Consider the following 18163-nt stretch of genomic DNA (forward strand, 5'->3'; position numbering starts at 1 on the left):
AACAGGATCGACAAGGGCCATGCATTTTTAAATATCCTTTTTTATATAAGTACCAGGGCTTTTGCATTAGTGGTAATGGGATTTTTTCATGTAAACAGTGAAAACTACAATGAAGCTGTGGTGGTGTTGCCAAAGCCTGTGTGGATGATAACAATTACCGTGTCATTCTTTCTTATCTGGCTTGATTACGGACCTTTAATGACTAAAGTAAAAAAATACAATCTGATAGCAAGTGGAGTAATTTTACTGATAGCAATGGCGATAATTTATAAAGGAGGATCGGTTGAAGAATCAACAGGCATGAAGCCATACTGGTGGGGCATACTGGGCATTATAGGCTGGGCTTATTTTGTTTGTGCACTGATATTTTTAACTACAAAAGGACGCTTTTATTTATTACTTGTAGCTTATGCTGCAGCCATCTTTATAAATGTATCGGATCATACAGGTTTGTTGAAATTAAACCTCCCCTTAATTGGCGATGCATCTTCCATTTCATTGATGCTTGGTGGAACGGTATTATCTGTTTTATATGGTAAATTAGTAAGCAATAATAAAGTCCGTTTTTTATGGGCGGTCTTTATTGGTATTGGAGTAATGATGATTTTAGCCGGCCTTATCATCCGCCCTTATGCAGAAGGTATTTCCAAAATACGTGCTACTCCGGCCTGGGTTTTTATTTGCACTGGTATAAGCATATTATTTTTTACCGCAACCATTTGGCTGATAGATGTAAAAGGTAAACAAAACTGGTTCAGCCTTATCAGGCCAGCTGGTACCAGTACGCTTACCTGTTATCTTGTTCCCTATTTTTTATATTCAGTTTATACCCTGCTGCATTTTCGTTATCCGCCATTTTTAAATTATGGAATGGGCGGTTTAATCCGGTCGTTTGTGATTGCTTTTTTGGTGATATTGCTGACAGGCTTTTTAGAGAAAAAGAGATTACGGCTAAAAGTTTAATTCATGCTGGAGCAGTTGCAAGGGGCAGTGACTAAAATATTTTGGTTGTTAGACGCTGTCTAAAAGTGGTTTTTTTTGAATAGCTTATAATTTAAGAAGTGACTGGTGGAAACAGCGTTGTCATTAACTTAAGGAAGATGGGTACCAACAAATTAATGAAAAAAAGCTCCCCGCTAAGCCAAGGCTTTCTTCAAATTTCTCTCCAAAATTTTTAAGCTATTGCCGGTGGAGTCATCAGCCACGACGGCTAGCCAAGGTTGGTGTTCACCCACTTTAAAATAGCAAATAAAATTTTTATTTTTAACAACTCCTTAAATAAATTGCATCGAATATAGTTTTTTGCGCTGCTTAACTTTATTAGAAAATCAGAATATATTGTACAGAAACGCTGTCAGCTGGTGCAGTTGGGCAGGATTAAAACCATCTTACGCCGACTTATTCAAAATAACGTTTGAGTTTCATAGAAGACTACGCTGCCAAGGTTAAAACGTCCTTGCTAAAGAAGGTGATAATGTTGCAATAGTAAAATTATTGAAGATATCTTAAAGTGAGATAAAATATGTTACTCAAACAATTCAAACTTATTTTTTGGTCTTCTGCTTTCCCACCACTTAAAATTTTTGAGGTATTTCTGGTCTTCGGGTCTTTGACGGATCGGGTAGAGGGTGCCGTCTATATCGTTTATAAATTTTACCTTGTTTACTGCCTTATCAACAAAATAAACATCTATTACGTCTCCCTTGCTTCTGTTCATTCCTATATATGCACTATCATTATCCTGCGGATAAAAAATACTTTCAGCCGGGTTGCCTTTTACTCTCATATAATCAATTGTACCATCTTTAAAGTAACCGTTGATGGTTCTGCCGCCCATCTGGTTATACATTTGTTTGTTGGCTTCGTTTATAATGATGCCATTGTTAAACACATACATCCGTTTGGCTTTTTTATTTTCTGTAAACAGGTAAATGGTATCACCGGCTATCTGAGATTTATTATTAAACAACAAGGGCTTTTGGTACAGTCTAAACACAGAATCTTCAGAAGAATAAAACAAACTGTCGCAAACTGATTGTACAGAATCATTAAAAATACGTACATGATGAAATGCTTCAAAATAGCGGATGGCAGTGTCTTTCACCAATTTGGAAGGGGTTGCTTTTTTTAATGTATCGGTTGCTGCAAAGTGTTTTACACCAAGGTTGTCTTTATTGGTAAGGCTATCAATAGGCTTTTTTGCAGCTGCTTTTAAATCAGCACTAATAGGTAATCTGCTAACAATGGTTTCTTCACTTCGTATTTTTTCAATGATGGCATCCGCTTTTTTTGTGAGCGCAACTTCTTTTATCTGTTCAGCACTAAGGGCATTATTTGGCTGTTTATATTTTTCAATAACATACACAAAACCTGAATCATCTTGTATAGGAATTACCGGTTTTAGCCAGTCAATCCTGCTAAAATTATTTTTTTGTACATCATTTTTATTTTGCAAAGCAGCCGTACTGGAATCTGTAAAACCGATTACAGTTGTATGTTTTAATGTATCGATTTCAACTATTTTTTTACCATGGATATCAAGTTTTATAACACCCGAAAACAGCGTATCAGCAGCAATAAAAGTACTGTCTTTTCCTTCGCCTTTGAATATCAGTACAGGTTTTCGGCTGGCTAAAAAGGCACCGGTAAATTTATTTGAAAAAATTTGCCCACCCAATATACTATAACTATTCACACTGTCTTTAATTACCGCGTTGCCTTCTAATTGTGCGATACCGCTTTTTTCATCGTAGGCCATATCGTTGGCTACATACGTTCTTGTACTATCTTTTATTACTGAACGGCTACCAAAAAATGCCTTACCATTTTGTAAATTATAGCTACCGCTTTTTGTATAAATATCACCGCCTTCTTTACTCTTTATTTTTGTGGCAGTAATAAAAGTAACCAGTTGCGATTGTGTATTGTATAACAGGCTGTCACTTACAATATCATATTTAGGATCAACCAGGTGAACATTTTTTTTAAAATACACATCTTTGGTGCTGCCATAATAAGTGCCTTCGTTACTTGTAAGTACCGTTGTGCCATTTACAACTTTTCCGCCGGTAGTGTAATTTCCAACACTTGATTTTAAATCGTAGGTTAAATCCTGGGTATACAAGGTTCCTTTTTTATCTGTCAGCCGTACATCTTTCTTTAAAAAAGCTATCCTGTCTTTTCCTACATATTTAAGGTATTGTGCGTAAGTATGAATGCTGTCGTTTTGATTGATGTGTACGTGGCCGAAAGCTTCCAATATATTGGTTAAACTATTGATAGTAGCACTGTCGCAATAAAAAAGAGTAAGCCCTTCTTTTAAAATAACATTACCGGCAATTATTTTTAATGTGGTGACCGAATCAATGGTTTTTTCGCGAAGGCTTAGTCCCTGTATAATCTGGATGGTTCTAAGGGTATCGCTACCCGGTTGTTGTGGAACAGTGAGCTGGGCAAATGCATGAATGCCACCGGCAAATAAAAGCAGAATTAAGTAAAAAAAAACTTTGGTAAATATTAATTTCAATGCGTTTGATTTTAGCCGGATGTAATGTCTATTTTTATTTACAAACGGTATCACAAAGTTTTACAAATGTGCCTGTGATAAATAATTACACACAAAATGAAGCAGCGTAATTTCTATAAAATAAAGCCCCGTTGGGCATTGTATTTTTATGGATTTATAAGATAAGGCGCATTTACCGTATCGGGTAAAGGTATTAACAAGGGGCCATTTTTATTTTTTCTTCCAAATACAGAAATGTTTACGTAACGTTTTGGATGTACCCTTACATCATCGAGTAACAAATTTATTTTATTGCTGGTAGCGTTAAGGTTGTAGTATAATTTGGTATCGTTTAACAATAAACCCAGCGTGCCTGTATTGCTGTTTATTTTTCCTACTGCACCTTTTAAATCTGTAATGGTGCCATTTAAAGCAGTCAGTGTTTTTTCAAAATCAAGCTTCGATAATTTATCGGTAGTAGTAGTCAGGTTACTCATTGTTTGACTAATTTTTTCATTGTTGGTTTTTAATGCTCCGGTAAAAGAGCTTACATTATCCATTGTTTTTGCCAGCGTACCGGTTTGTGCATTTAATAAACCCTGTAAAGAAGCAGAAGAAATAGCCAGGCTTGCCGTGGTTTTATTCAGGTTATCCAGCATGCCCTCAATATTTTTTTTCGCATTGGGGTCAATTACCCTTGTAACCGCACCCAGCAAAGAATCCAGCGATTTTACAGCATTGCCTACCTGGTATAAAACAGGATCCAGTTTTTTCATAGCTTCGCTGACAATATCATCGCTTGGAATTGTTTTTATAGTATCATTGGTTTTTAAAAAGGAGCGGCTGTTTCCCAGCCGGATATCCATTTGTACATTTCCCAATAGAGATTTATTGATGACGGCGACAGCATCGTCGGGAATAGTTACATCCTCGGTCATGTTGATATTAACCACAATCCGGCGCATGTCTTTACCACCGTCGGTTTTATTAATATTGCCTACCTGCTTACCATTGATTACAACCGGGTTACTGCTGGCCAGGCCTTGTATATTGCTAAACACTGCAAAGTAGTGCGTGTTTTTGCCACCAATATTTTTACCTTTTAAAAAGTTGAAACCCAATATAAGCAGTACAATAGCAACGGTGGTTAAAGCGCCAACCTTTGTTTCGTTTGAAATAGTCATTTGTAAACTTCGTTGTTTAGGTAGTAAAAATAGGTAATAATTAGCTCACGGAAAGAGAGCCGCAGCCAGTTATTTTTTTATAAACAATACCACCCCGTTTTTCTTTGCGTCGGAGGTAATGCGTACCTCGGTTCTGGTATTACCTTCCGTTACTATCATTAAAGCGGTATTAGGCGGTATGCTACCTTCATTTTCAGCATAAATCAATAATTCATTTTCAGTTCTGTTTGGGTCAGCGGTGAGGTTAAGCGATATAGGTTTTTCAGTTAATTTTTTGTTGCTTAGTATATTTTTACCATTGTAATAAACCGAAACAATATCGCCGTCAATTTCACCATCATCATATAAATCAACCTTAAAACCAGCTTGTGTTAAATCGATCCTTTTTAAAATATTTTTTGCTCTGTCAGCATATTTTTCCGTTGTTTCTTTTTTTTCAACAGGCTTTGCGGCAGTTGCAGCTACAGAGATATGGTCAATATCTTCTTTGTATTTTTTAACAGCGCTTGCAATACATTCAGCCAGCTCCTGCTGGCCTTTTTCGCTGTTGATATACCGTTCATCATCATGGTTGGTAATAAAACCGGTTTCTATCAAAATGGCCGGCATATTGGTGGCCTGTAATACCCATATACCCACCTGGCGCTGGTAAAGACCCAAAGCAGGCCTGTCTGTTTTGGCTATTTCCTCATCTACCATATTGCCCAGTTTAATGCTTTTTTTCTGGTAGCGATCGGCATAAATTTTTGCTTTGATCCTTCCTTCCGGCGAATCAAAATTAATGGTATTGTAAACACTGTCAATACCCGATTCAATTTGAATATCCTCATTGTTAAGCACTGCCGATAATTTAGCACTGGTTTTATGTGCAGCAAATAGCCAAATGCTGGTGCCTTTGCGTTGACTGCCAATTTTAAAATATTCGTAGGTGGGTACAGTTACAGTATATGGAGTGGATATTTTTTTTTTCTTTCTGCCCTTGCCTTTATATTTAACATGGTAACGTGTTTCCCGGTGCTGTCCTATTTGCCTTCTGCCTGTTTTCAGGTTTACCGCATCTGCATGTATGCACACAAACAAATCGCCATGGTTTTCGTTAGCTATATCTGCTTTTTCGGGAGGAGACTGATAAATATCGGTTGTACGTGTAGGAATTATTTTTACATCAGGTAACTGTTTTCTCAGTTCGGCTACCAGTTTGTTACTTATTTCTAAGGTTACATCTTTTTCATTGGAATTTAAGCCACCTTCATAGCCTCCATGTGCGCCAAAATCTTTACCACCGTGGCCGGCATCTACAATAATTGTTTTTATTTTTTTTGAAGTTTGAGCAACTGCCGCCGGAGAGATGAAAATAACAGCTAAAAAGACTTTAATCACAAAATTCATTTTGAACATAGTCAAACCGGGTTTATCAAGGTTAGTAATTATAAGACTTTCTTCACACATTGGTGTATCTAATATCATTATTTTTGCTCACTACTGCAATGAATAACAATAACAAAGGTAAGGCAAAAAATATATTGGCATCCCTGGTGACGGCCTTACTTTGTATAGTTACGGTTATACAGGGTAATACCTTGTTTGCGAAGCAGGATTTTTACAAAAATTTAACTTCAGATACCGTTCCCAAACCACCGGCAAAGCCTCAACGCTTGCTTAAAATAAAGCTTCCCATAACAAAAGATACATTGCAGAAATTGCGTGATGAAAATTCATCTCTTGTTGATACAAGTGCTCATCCATTAAAAGATACGCTACCAAAACCGGGCAGCGATACTGCAAACCAGGTTCAGGTTGATACCATTTATGCAAAGATGTCAAAAGATTCTTTGAGTGCACCTGTAAACTATCATGCGGATGATTCTATGGTAATGAATGTGCCAGGTAAAAAAATTACTTTGTATGGAAAAAAATCTACCGTAAAATATATAGACAACGATCTGGAAGCGCCGGTAATAATATTCGATCAGCAAACCAGCCTGGTTACCGCTTCCTTAAAAAAAGACAGTGCCGGCAAAGTAATTTCTTTTCCTACATTAAAACAAGGCGAATCGAAAATGGTGAGTGATACCATTGGGTTTAATATGAAAAACGGAAAGGGAATTACCAAGGGTACTTATACCCAACAGGGCGAAATGTATATTTATGGAGAAAGGATGAAGAAGATTAATGCCACCGACTTTTATGCATATAGAGCAAGATTTACTACCTGTAATTTAGATACGCCCCACTTTGCATTTGTAAGTAAAAAAATAAAATTCAGAAACAAAAAATTTGCCATTACCGGTCCGGTACATCCTGAATTTGAAGGAGTGCCGGTACCGATTATATTACCCTTTGGTTTTTTTCCTTTGACCCAGGGAAGGCACTCCGGTATACTGGCGCCTACTTTTACCGCCAACGACCAGTTTGGTTTGGCGTTAGAAGGGTTAGGCTACTACAAAGTTGTAAACGATAACTGGGATGTAACTACAAGAGCCACGTTGTATTCGTATGGAGGTTTCACTTTTAATGTAAGCCCGCGGTATTATAAACGATACCATTACTCGGGAAATTTTTCGCTGGATTATAACCGCTTTAAATATAATTTTAAAGGTGACCCGGATTACTCAACTAACAATGCGTTTAATATACGGTGGACCCATAGCTCAGATACCAAAGCCAGGCCAGGCGTAACTTTTAGTGGTAATGTAAATGCGGGAAGCAGTAAGTTTAATTCGCAGGTACCCAACAGCCCGGCAAGAAATTTTCAAAACCAGTTAAGCTCATCCATCGCCTATGCAAAGGTTTGGAAGGATAAGCCTTTTAATATTTCTATCAATGCCAATCATTTTCAAAATACCAATACAAAAATCATCAACGTTACGCTCCCGGATTTAACTTTTAATTTAAATACCCTATATCCCTTTAGACGTAAAGAGCCTGTTGGTACTTTAAAATGGTACGAAAATATTGGAGTAGCTTTAAACTCAAATGCTAAAAGTCAAACCTTTTTTTCGGACGATACAACTGTTAGCAGAATAAATATTGGCAAACAAATTTTTAATAACCTGCAATGGGGCGCTACTCACAATGTGCCCATCTCTTTATCCTTACCACAAATTGGCCCGGTACAAATTTCTCCTGGCATAAGCTATGCAGAAAAATGGTATCAACAACAGCTTTTTCAAACACTAAATACTAGTAAAAATAGAATAGATACCACCATAAAAAAGGGTTTTTACAGTGCAAGAGATATGGCTTTCAGCTTAAGTCTTTCAACCCGTATTTTTGGTGCTTTTACATTTGGTAAAAATGCTGCTGTACAAGCTATCCGGCATGAAATACGTCCTTCTGTAAGCATCAGTTATAAGCCTGATTTTAATGGTAAATCTTTTTATAATATAAAGAGTGATACGGGCCACACATATTCAAACAGGGTATCTTTATATTCCAACAGTTTGTACGGTGCATTTGGTGAAGGCAAGTTTGGCGGGTTGAGTTTTAACGTAGATAATAACCTGCAGATGAAAGTGCGCAATAAAGCGGACACGGCAGCAGGTGCTACAAAAAAAATTACCCTTATTGATGGATTCAGCATCAATGGCAGTTATAATTTTTTAAAAGATACTTTAAAATTCAGCACTTTCAGCTTAAGTGCCAGAACCAATTTATTTAATAAAATTAATATTACCACCAGTGCCACCATTGATCCTTATGATGTAGACCCTGCCAATGGCCGCACAATTAATAAATTAATCTGGAATAGAAAAGCAGCGTTGGGGCGTTTGGTAAGTGGCAGCATATCCGTATCAACCCAGTTCCAGGGCGGCGACCAGTCTAAAAAGAAAGCGATTGTACCCAGGAACCCGAACCAACTGATCAATCAAAACACTGGCATGCCATTGGACGAGTATCAAACAGAAGCAGCCTATATTGCAAACAACCCGGCAGAGTTTACGGACTTTAGTCTTCCCTGGTCGGTAAGCTTTTCCTATTCACTCCAGTTCAGCAAAGTGTTTCAGTCACCCAAAATTGGTTTCAAAAATAACCTGGATCAGAATATAAACTGGAACTCTACTTTAAAGCTTACAGAAAAATGGCAACTGGGTATCAATGGCTATTATAATATTACACAAAAAACCTTGGGTACACTTTCCATGTCTATTGCACGTGAAATGCACTGCTGGCAAATGTCTATCAATATATCACCTGTTGGCAGGTATCGTTTTTTCAACATTTCCATCAGCCCCAAATCGGCTATATTAAGAGATGTAAAAATTAACCGTACCAGAAATTTTTATCAATTGTAAAATATCCACCGGTTGTTGCAAAATCATTACCAATCATTACACAAAATAGGCGAGCCAGGAAAGAACCACGGATAACGCAGATGTTAACTGATGAGACTGATATTAATTTACTAATATTGATATCCGCCGGCGGGTTTTTACAAAGTGAAAAATAAATCCGTTTTAACCTGTGTACTCAGCGTTATAAGTGTTTCTATTTTATGTTGTGTAGCAAAGTAAAATTTAGTATTTAATCTGCAAATAGCAGGGCAGTACGTCCAATTCATTTATATGCTTCCTGAAATTTTACGGTTAAATACTTTCTTCCTTTTTTTCAGATTGCCATAATTTGCTGATATCCGTAGCTATATAACTATTCAGTTTGTCCAGTTCTAAAATAGTGGTATTTCTTTCTTTGTCGCGGTGGTACATGGGTTCAAACTTTGCCCCAACAACCAGTTCCTGTAATGTGTATGAAGTTCTTGCCGCCACAGTATTGCTGAACATATCATCAAACGCTTTAAAAAAAATCAGTACCTCGCCTTTTGCATTGGCAAAATCTTCGGCCGTAAATTTATAAAACGGACTATTTTCTGTAATGGGATGAACAATTGTCCAGCTAAGTGTAAGTGAATTTACTTTTTCATATTCAAGCTCCAATGAAAAGAATTTATTTTTAGGCAAACCATTTTCTTCCATAATAATGCCAACAATTACTTTAGCTTCTACATCTATCAGGTTGTTGTTTTTATAAGATGCCACTCTCATCATAATGGCCAAACCATTATTGAAAGGAGCCAGTACCGCATTGTTGCTAAAACGTACGAAAGCTTTGGGCTTAGAAAATCGTCCGTAAAAAAGACCCGTGGCAAGTGCAAAACTCAATAAGCCTATCAACGCCTCAAAAGCCGCTACAGCACTGGTTGCAAACCCTTTTGGGCTGATGCGTCCATAGCCTACCGTGGTAAAGGTTTGGGCGCTGAAAAAATAGGCTTCGCCAAATTTCCCCCACATACTGTCTGCCATAATTCCCTGCAGGTGATTGATGCCTATGATGATGTAAACAATGGCAAACAAAAAATTCATCCCGAAGTAAAATAGAAAAAGTATGCATAGAAATTTCCACCTGGGCATTTGCTGCATGGTATGATACCAACTGATACGCCCAAAGTAATCAATGCCTCTTTTTTCAATATTTGGAAGGCCATTTTTATTTATAAAGCGGCCTCCATAATCGGAAGTATTTATACCAAAACCAGTATTGATCTGGGTTGTTGCCTTTGTATTTATTTTGGAGGTTTTTGCCATATATGGTTTTATTTAACGGTTAAAATTAACATTCGCATCAACACCAAAAAATTAAAGCTTTATATTCAGTAGTCATTGATTAACAAACAGTATTATTGTAGCTGCAAAAATAATTTATTAGCATGTTTTTAAAAGAATTATGGTTCTATAATAAAAAAGCAACCCTGTTTTTTTTACTGTTTATTGCTGTGTGGGTTTTTCTTAATATCAAACAGGGTGCAGTAGCAACTCCCATTTTGCAGTATGGTATGTTCAGCGAAAAATATTACACCGGCAATACGCAGGAGGTGATTCGTTTATACATCAATAATAAGCCGGTTGATTTTTCAAAATTATCAATGTCTGCCAGAGACCAGTTGCAGGTTTCTTTGGAAAGTTATTTACATCAGCAACAAAACAATGAAACGGTCTTCAATACCATGCAACGGATATTTAATAGAGCGGGTATAGCACAGTGGATGAAAAAAGAATACTATGTAAATACCATTACAGATAAGGAATTTACAACGTGGTATATAAAACTGGCAGAAAAAATAACAGGTGAAAAAATTTTTCAGCTATCGGCCTTTCAACAAAAATACGCATGGCAAAACGGCCAGTTAACCGCCATTACATCACCTGTAAAATTGAATTGTATTGTTGCTTTCTGAAAAACATATCAAACAGTTTGCCTGTTTTTACCTGCTGTGTTTTTTATTAAACTTTGGCTGGTTTTGGTGGAATGGTTTGTTGTTTTCTTCCCTTGATCCTGTATTTTTTTTAAATAGACTTGATTTTACCCGAAATATATTAATGCTAAGTAATCTGCAACATGCGCTACTTAACAACCGGTGGCTTCGGGTAACCTTCGATGTTATATACCTCTTGCTACCATTAATTTTAACTTTGGCAGTCTTACTTAATTTTAAAATAAAAAAAGGGATTACATTTATTACCATTGGTTTTACTATTGTGTATGCCATCTTCTTTTCTTCAGTAAGCTATATTAGTATGCAGGGATACATGAGCTGGATACTGATTCCACTAATTTTATCTTCCACCACCATTCAAGGATTTTATTATTACCTGCATGTTGTCCGGATTATTTTTATACTCATGTTTGTAGCTGCCGCAGTGCAGAAATTATATAGTGGTGCAATTTTTAATACAGACCAGATGTCGGGTATTTTATTAAAACAGCATGCTGTATATCTTGTAAGTAACGCTGAGGACTGGTTTACAAAATTCATATACTTTTTAGTGCAGCACAAAATTACAGCCTTTGCTTTTTACATAATGGGAACCCTGGCAGAACTTATATTGGTAATAGGTTTGTTTACCCGCAGGTACGACAGGATTTTACTTGTCGTGTTCTGTGCATTTTTGTTTGCCGATTACTTTTTAATGCAGATTTATTATTTTATCTGGCTTGCTTTTACAGGTTGTTTTTATTTTTCTTATTTTTCGTTGGATGATAAAATGGAATACAAGAAACTGTTATAAGCTTTTAGTACTTTACATGCGCAACCTTATGTTTAAATTTTAATACTGCCATTGTAGCAAAATATGCATTTTAATACCATTCTAAAACATACCATAGTATGGAAAATGTTGAATACCTTATTGGTATTTTTTATTAATTTAATACTGGTGAGGCTACTGGGAGTTGCGGCAAGCGGCAGTTTTTTTTATGATATAACGGTGCTGTCTTTTATGATACTTGTATTAAGCTGGTGCCTCGAATCGGGCATTACTTATTATGCCAGCAGAGATAATAATTTAATAGCACCCATACTGATTTTTATTTTACCCCTACTGATGATGCAGGGTTTAGCGGGCGCAGTTTTACTTAGATATACCCCGCTTACTATTAACAGTTATTTTGCGCTTTTATTTATTGTAAGTAACCTGAGCATTATTTATTTTTCGGCTTTTTTTTATGCAAAAAAATGGTTTATCTCCTTTAATATTATTAGCTGTTGTATAAATTTTGTTACAACCATAGCCCTGTTTTTTTTATGGTATGCAAAGCCGTTAAATATTGTAAACAAAAACTATTACCAGCAGTTTTATATTGGTAGCGTTGCATTGCTGGCTTGTGTTTTAATGGCTGCAATTTTAATGAGTACAAAAGGCAAACCGGGGTTGTTTGCTAAAAGTTTATCTGCCGCTAAAGATGTTTTTAAATATTCATCCATTGCTTTTTTAAGCAATGTGCTGTTTTTTTTAGTGGTTAGAATTGATTATTTTTTTGTGCAGCAATATTGCAGCAATGCCTCATTGAGTAATTATATACAGGTTTCAAAATTTGGGCAGTTGCTGATTTTAGTTCCTTCAATCATTGGCAGCCTGGTTTTTCCATACAGTGCAGGCAACACTACTGTAATGACGGTAGATAAAGTACAGCAATTGTGCAGGGCTATCACGCTCATTTTTATTCCTGTTACCTTCATCCTCATTGTAACCGCTTACTGGATATTACCGTGGATTTTTGGTACGGGCTTTAACCAGATGTACACTGCCTTATTGTTGTACCTTCCGGGGTTTTTTGCCTTAAGCATTGTTACAGTACTGGCGGCGCATCTTGGCGGTAAAAAAATGCTGAAATATAACCTGGCAGCTTCTTTTATGGCACTGGTATTGGTGGTTACCGGCGACGTATTACTAATACCAACAGGTGGTATTAATGCTGCTGCTGCTGTAAGCAGTGTGGGTTATATGGCTTGTGCAGTGTATTTACTATGGGTATTTAAAGTGAAATTTAATTGTAATGCGGGCCCTTTTTTTTCTATTAAAAGGAACGAAATAAATTATATTCTTAAAAGTTATTTAAAATGATTTTTCAGCATGCCTTATAACTTTAAAAGGGCCTGAAGGTATACTGTCCAGGGCGGCCTTCCGCGGTTACGCCCCTCAAACAGAAAAGGGAAAACGAAAATTTTAATTTAAACAATAACTTATTCATTAAAAAAAGATAATTATTTCATCAATATAATTAGTGCATTGAAAATAAAAAGTAAAGTATACTGGATCATTACCTGGATGGCAATGGCTATGTTAAAGCGAAGTTTAAAATACCGCATCAGCGGACACAATGCCGGTTGGTTACAAAATGTACCAGTAAAAAACATCTCCGTTTTTAACAGGGTAGATTTTATTCTGGATCAATGCCGTGATAAAAAAGTATTACATATCGGGTTTTCCGATTATCCTTTCACCGTACAAAAAACAGGCAACGGATCATTGTTGCATGTGCAGTTGCAAAAGGTTACGAAATGTTTGCTTGGTTTGGATAATAATCAGAATGCATTGCAACAATATTGCGAGATGACAGGCGACACCAATATATTATTATGCGATATCCTGCTTCAGTATTCTTTGGAAGCCACAACGTTTAATCCCGAAGTTATTCTGTTCTCCGAAGTGGCAGAGCATCTTGCTAATCCTGCACAAGCAGTGGATATTTTATACAATAGTTTTGCCCACGGTACAAAAGTATTGGTAACGGTACCTAATTATACCGCATTGGATAGCCTGGCTTCAAGTCTTAATAAAACGGAAGGTATTCATCCGGATCATTATTGGTATTTTTCGCCTTATACATTGTGCAAACTATTTGACGATAAAAGATTTTGCACGGAGCAATTGCACTTCGGAATGTACTACCTGCAGCATACCAAAATAAATAAAGTTTTAAGACAATATCCTTTTAACGGAGATTGTATTATGGCTATTTTTTCCATCACAAAAAATGCCGGTGTATGATGCATGTTTTATGGCTGGTAAGCTGGTATCCTGGTAGAAGAGATCCTTTTACAGGCGATTTTATTGAGCGGCATGCTAAAGCTGTCAGCCGCTATGCACTGGTTACGGTACTGGCAGTTTTAAAAGATGAATTTTTACCAGCGGGTAAAGTAGAAATTGAAAAAACAACAGAAGATAACCTGACAGTTTATAGGGTATATTATGGAAAATCAAAAATGCCTTCGGTTGTTGAAAGTATTTTTTCTGCAAAAAAATATTTTTCCCTGCAGCAACAACTGTTTAAATTGATAAAGAAAGAAACGGGAATGCCCGACATTGTTCATGTTCAGGTTGCGATGAAAGCTGGATTGCTGGCGCTTTTTCTGCAAAAAAAATATCGATTGCCCTATGTGGTTACAGAGCACTGGACCGGCTATTATGCGCAAAGTAAACCATCTGTTAATGACCTTAGTTTTGTTTACAAATGGATAAATAAAAGGGTTTTAAAAAAAGCAGCTTTGTTTTTGCCCGTTACAAAAGATCTTGGCGAAACAGTTCATAAAAATTTTGTCCCGGTTCAATATGTGACCATTCCCAATGTTGTAAATACTGATTTGTTTTATTATCAGTGTGCCCTGCCTCCGGTATTCCGGTTCATTCATCCATCGATAATGAATTATCAAAAAAACCCGGGAGGTATTTTGCAGGCTTGCCTGCAGTTAAAAAATAAGGGCTATCATTTTAAACTGCTGATGGTGGGAAGTGATGACAAAGAGCTGATGAGAATAGCCGGTGAAATGAACTTACTGAATTCAACTGTTTGTATAAAACCTGCTATTGATTACGCTGGTGTTGCAAACGAAATGAAGCAATCCTCCGCACTTTTGTTATTTAGCCGTTTTGAAAATTTGCCTTGTGTAATACTGGAAGCATTGTGTTGCGGTTTGCCCGTAATAAGCAGCAGGGTGGGAGGTATTGCAGAAGTAATTGATGAAACAAATGGTATTTTGGTAGAGAATGAAAATGTACCACAATTGGTAGATGCAATGCAGCAAATGATGGATCAATATGCTATTTACAACAAGATGGCAATTGCTGAAAAAGCATCAGGACAATTTAATTATGCAGCAGTAGGCGGGCAATATTTTTCTATTTATCAACATGTATTAAATCTTCTTTAATTTTTTTTTAAAATACTACAGATAGTAAGATCTAATTAGTTTAATTCGTAACATTTTCCTAACCAGGTATAAATATCGGGCGCTTTCTTTTATATATTTTAACCGCTCTGCAATTTAATAAGTAAACCTGCGTTTATAACTTGGTTTTTCATAGGATATTGGATTTTAAAGCGGGCTGGATTTCTATCCGGCCTTATTTTTTTTACATATCAAAAGTCCCCCAAATAAAGGCTTTACGCTTTTTATTATCCCGATGGGCTGATTATATTACCTGCATTCGCAATAGTTATTTTCATTTTCAAATTCTTTTGTTGCTCTTCATTTTCTTATAACCACTTTATGAAGTGGATGTTATAAAATGTTTTCTTGTAAAGGCAACTATTTTTTAATTGAGTAAGTAGTTTTAAAAAATTAGTTGGCAAATTCTGATACTGATACAATTTTAAAAGTAAACCTGCGTTTATAATATGGTTTTTCATAGGATATTGGATTTTAAAGCGGGCTGGATTTCTATCCGGCCTTATTTTTTTCTTTAAAATCCCCGGCAAAAAAATCCATCGAATTAGCTTTTCCTTTCTCCGGACAAGCAATCGTCCATTTACCCTTATTTAGTTTTAGCAATTTCCGTTGTAATTTTTCCAATATCACCACTGACTTTATAAATAAAATTTAGTTGTTCTACCAATTGTTTATCGATTTGATTTTCCCTGACAATAAGCGTTTTAGAAGGCATCATTTCTTCAACCGATGCAGTATGGTTCAGTTGCTGCAGACTTTGTTTAAGAATAGTAATGCTTTTTTTTACCGGTAGTAAAATTTCTTTTGATGAAATAACGGGTTGTTTGTTAACCATGCTGGCAGTAAGACTGGCTATATTGCTGGATAGAACATGATTTAATACTACAAATTCATAAATATGCTGACTGCTGCGCTGTTTGCTTTTAGGTTCAGATAACATCCGTTGAAAGGCCGCGGATAAATTGGCAGTACTGATATAGAGCTGTTTTCTTACTAATTTATACTCAATCAGGGATGGCTTATTGCCTGAAAAAAAGGATGCCAGTTGCTGCAGGTAGGCCTCGTTGGATTTTAACACGCTTATCATATAATTTTCCAGCTGAACCGACTCCCATTGCGGAAATAAAAAGTAAATACTCATAAAGGCCAGCAACGAAGCAATCCCGGTATCAAGTAAGCGCTCTTCTACAAGGTCTACAAAGCCTATGCCCAGCAAGCTGAAAAGTATTATAATGTAGGGTGTCATAAAAATAACAGTAACAATGTAATTAACCCGGATAAAGGTATAGGTGATCAGCATAAAGGCTATGATGATAGAAAAAAGTATTGTACGGTCGTGTATAAAATAGATGATCAATATACCCATTAAACCGCCCGCAATTGTACCAAATAATCTTTCAAGGTTGCGTTGTTTGGTAAGACTGAAACCAGGTTTTAAAATAACAATAATAGTTAACAAAATCCAGTAACCATGGTGTGCATTGGGCAATAATTTAGCGATTATAAAACCAGTTACGCAGGTAATCATCATCCTGAGTGAATGCCGGTATACAGCAGATTGCAGCGTAAAGTTGCTAAAAAATTCTTTGACACTAATTACCTGATGAGATACAAATTTTGCGTATTCACCGTCGGTACGGATATTTCTTTTTTCAGCAGCATCAGCTCTAAAATAATTCAGCAGCTCATCCGTTCTTTCGCCCAGGTTCCGGATGTTGACGAGTATTTTCTTTAATACAAGATTACTGTTACCGCTTTTTTCCAGGGCATCAATTTTTATTTTCAGTTCATCCAGCGCTGGCAATAACAGATAATGTTTTTTATAGTGGCTGTTAGATTGTATGGCAAGGCCGATACGGTCAATTTCATCTGCTAAATTTTGAATGATCACAGATACCTCATTCAATATACCCGAATGGCCAAACCGTTCCCTCAGCAGCGTATAATCGTACCAGGTAGCCATGATGTTTTCAAATAAATCAATCACGTCTGCAAAGGTTACCATTAGCAGTTTACCGATATGTGTCGGATCCTTCATCAGTTCCCTGTTTTTATAAAGTAACTCCCTTAATTCATCCTGCTTTGCATTTATCACTACCTGCTGTGCAACCAGTTTACGGTATTCACCGGCAATGTTGCTGTTACTTTCATACAAAGCAGATTTAATTTTTAAATAGCGTGCAGTTTCATGCAGACAGTTACCCAGCAAACGTTGTGCTGGCCGGTAAGGGTACAATTTAAAAAATAACAGCGCAATCAGCATGTACCAAAAACCTCCCGCAAGCACCAGTATACTATCAAATAAAACATTGATAGGGGTGTTGATCCTGTCCATGCGTAAAACCATAATTAACAGTACTGCCGTACCCAAAGAAGCAGCACGGTTACCAAAAACGGAAAACATGGTAAAGAAAAAAGAAGAAAACAATACCAACAGTCCCATTAAAAAAATATGGGTATTCACCAGGCCGGTAACCAAGGTCATTAAAAAGATAAAAAGAATACAGTACAACATGCCGTTGCGTTTATGTTCTACCAGCCCTGGTCCGTCAGCCAAACTAACGCAAAGCGCACCGATACTCACTATCAGGCCAAGATCAATTCTGTGAAACTGGTAAAGAATTACCGACGGTAAAATAATTTCCAGGGTAACACGGATGCCATCAGAAAGATACTGGCTAAATAAAAAATATTGTATATGTTGCTTGTTTTCCTTCATACATTTGTAAGCTACAATTTATATCAGTAAGATATCGTGTTGATAAGACTGATGTGTAACCCGTAACTTTTTATCTTTTTTAATTGTGGCGTTTTTAACAGATGTAACTTAATTGTAAGCTGCTCCGGAAATATCTTTCAACATATTTTGATTAATTTTTTGGGTGCCACTATTGTCTGTTTCTGCAGCCCTCATTTATTTTTTATTACATACAAAACAGGCTTTTTAAGAGTACAAAAAACGGATTGAGC

At 36.5% G+C, this 18163-nt stretch carries 12 protein-coding genes; 7 read left to right on the forward strand and 5 right to left on the reverse strand.

Going from position 1 to position 18163, the window contains the following annotated elements; translation table 11 throughout:
* The coding region (locus tag H7254_RS04670) for a DUF5009 domain-containing protein (protein ID WP_301931882.1) at positions 1-963 on the forward strand (963 nt) is incomplete at its 5' end.
* A 562-nt stretch (positions 964-1525) separates the two neighbouring features.
* Here the strand turns inward: H7254_RS04670 and H7254_RS04675 are convergent.
* The 3 genes from H7254_RS04675 to H7254_RS04685 form a co-directional block, all read right to left on the reverse strand.
* Positions 1526-3526: an OstA-like protein gene (locus H7254_RS04675; protein ID WP_301931883.1), complete on the reverse strand. Its 2001-nt coding sequence runs from the start codon at positions 3524-3526 to the stop codon at positions 1526-1528.
* Positions 3527-3672: 146 nt separating this feature from the next.
* Positions 3673-4689, reverse strand: coding sequence for an MlaD family protein (locus tag H7254_RS04680; RefSeq protein WP_301931884.1), 1017 nt, complete (start codon positions 4687-4689; stop codon positions 3673-3675).
* Between the two features lie 69 nt (positions 4690-4758).
* Positions 4759-6069, reverse strand: coding sequence for an N-acetylmuramoyl-L-alanine amidase (locus tag H7254_RS04685; protein ID WP_301931885.1), 1311 nt, complete (start codon positions 6067-6069; stop codon positions 4759-4761).
* Positions 6070-6176: 107 nt separating this feature from the next.
* Between H7254_RS04685 and H7254_RS04690 the strand changes: the two genes are divergently transcribed.
* Positions 6177-8984 carry a putative LPS assembly protein LptD gene (locus H7254_RS04690; protein WP_301931886.1) on the forward strand — a complete coding sequence of 936 codons (2808 nt, stop codon included), beginning with the start codon at positions 6177-6179 and terminating at the stop codon, positions 8982-8984.
* A 291-nt stretch (positions 8985-9275) separates the two neighbouring features.
* Here H7254_RS04690 and H7254_RS04695 read toward each other — a convergent pair whose 3' ends face one another.
* Positions 9276-10271 carry an ion channel gene (locus tag H7254_RS04695; RefSeq protein ID WP_301931887.1) on the reverse strand — a complete coding sequence of 332 codons (996 nt, stop codon included), beginning with the start codon at positions 10269-10271 and terminating at the stop codon, positions 9276-9278.
* Positions 10272-10393: 122 nt separating this feature from the next.
* Here H7254_RS04695 and H7254_RS04700 point away from each other — a divergent pair, with 122 nt between their 5' ends.
* The 5 genes from H7254_RS04700 to H7254_RS04720 all read left to right on the forward strand — a co-directional run bounded on the left by H7254_RS04700 (position 10394) and on the right by H7254_RS04720 (position 15175).
* Entirely contained in the window at positions 10394-10921 is a 528-nt protein-coding gene (locus tag H7254_RS04700; protein WP_301931888.1) for a hypothetical protein, read from the forward strand.
* Between the two features lie 235 nt (positions 10922-11156).
* The gene (locus tag H7254_RS04705; protein WP_301931889.1) at positions 11157-11753 is read left to right on the forward strand and encodes a hypothetical protein; all 597 of its coding nucleotides are present in this window, start codon (positions 11157-11159) and stop codon (positions 11751-11753) included.
* 63 nt (positions 11754-11816) lie between these two features.
* On the forward strand, positions 11817-13088 hold the full coding sequence (locus H7254_RS04710) for an oligosaccharide flippase family protein (RefSeq protein ID WP_301931890.1): 1272 nt from the start codon (positions 11817-11819) through the stop codon (positions 13086-13088).
* A 165-nt stretch (positions 13089-13253) separates the two neighbouring features.
* Positions 13254-14015: a methyltransferase domain-containing protein gene (locus H7254_RS04715; RefSeq protein WP_301931891.1), complete on the forward strand. Its 762-nt coding sequence runs from the start codon at positions 13254-13256 to the stop codon at positions 14013-14015.
* Positions 14012-15175: a glycosyltransferase gene (locus tag H7254_RS04720; protein ID WP_301931892.1), complete on the forward strand. Its 1164-nt coding sequence runs from the start codon at positions 14012-14014 to the stop codon at positions 15173-15175. The genes H7254_RS04715 and H7254_RS04720 overlap by 4 nt, the downstream gene beginning before the upstream one ends.
* Before the next feature lie 604 nt (positions 15176-15779).
* Here H7254_RS04720 and H7254_RS04725 read toward each other — a convergent pair.
* Positions 15780-17912 carry an FUSC family membrane protein gene (locus H7254_RS04725; RefSeq protein ID WP_301931893.1) on the reverse strand — a complete coding sequence of 711 codons (2133 nt, stop codon included), beginning with the start codon at positions 17910-17912 and terminating at the stop codon, positions 15780-15782.
* Between the last annotated feature and the right edge of the window lie 251 nt (positions 17913-18163).

It is taken from the genome of Ferruginibacter sp. (assembly GCF_014377975.1).
Taxonomy (GTDB): domain Bacteria; phylum Bacteroidota; class Bacteroidia; order Chitinophagales; family Chitinophagaceae; genus Ferruginibacter.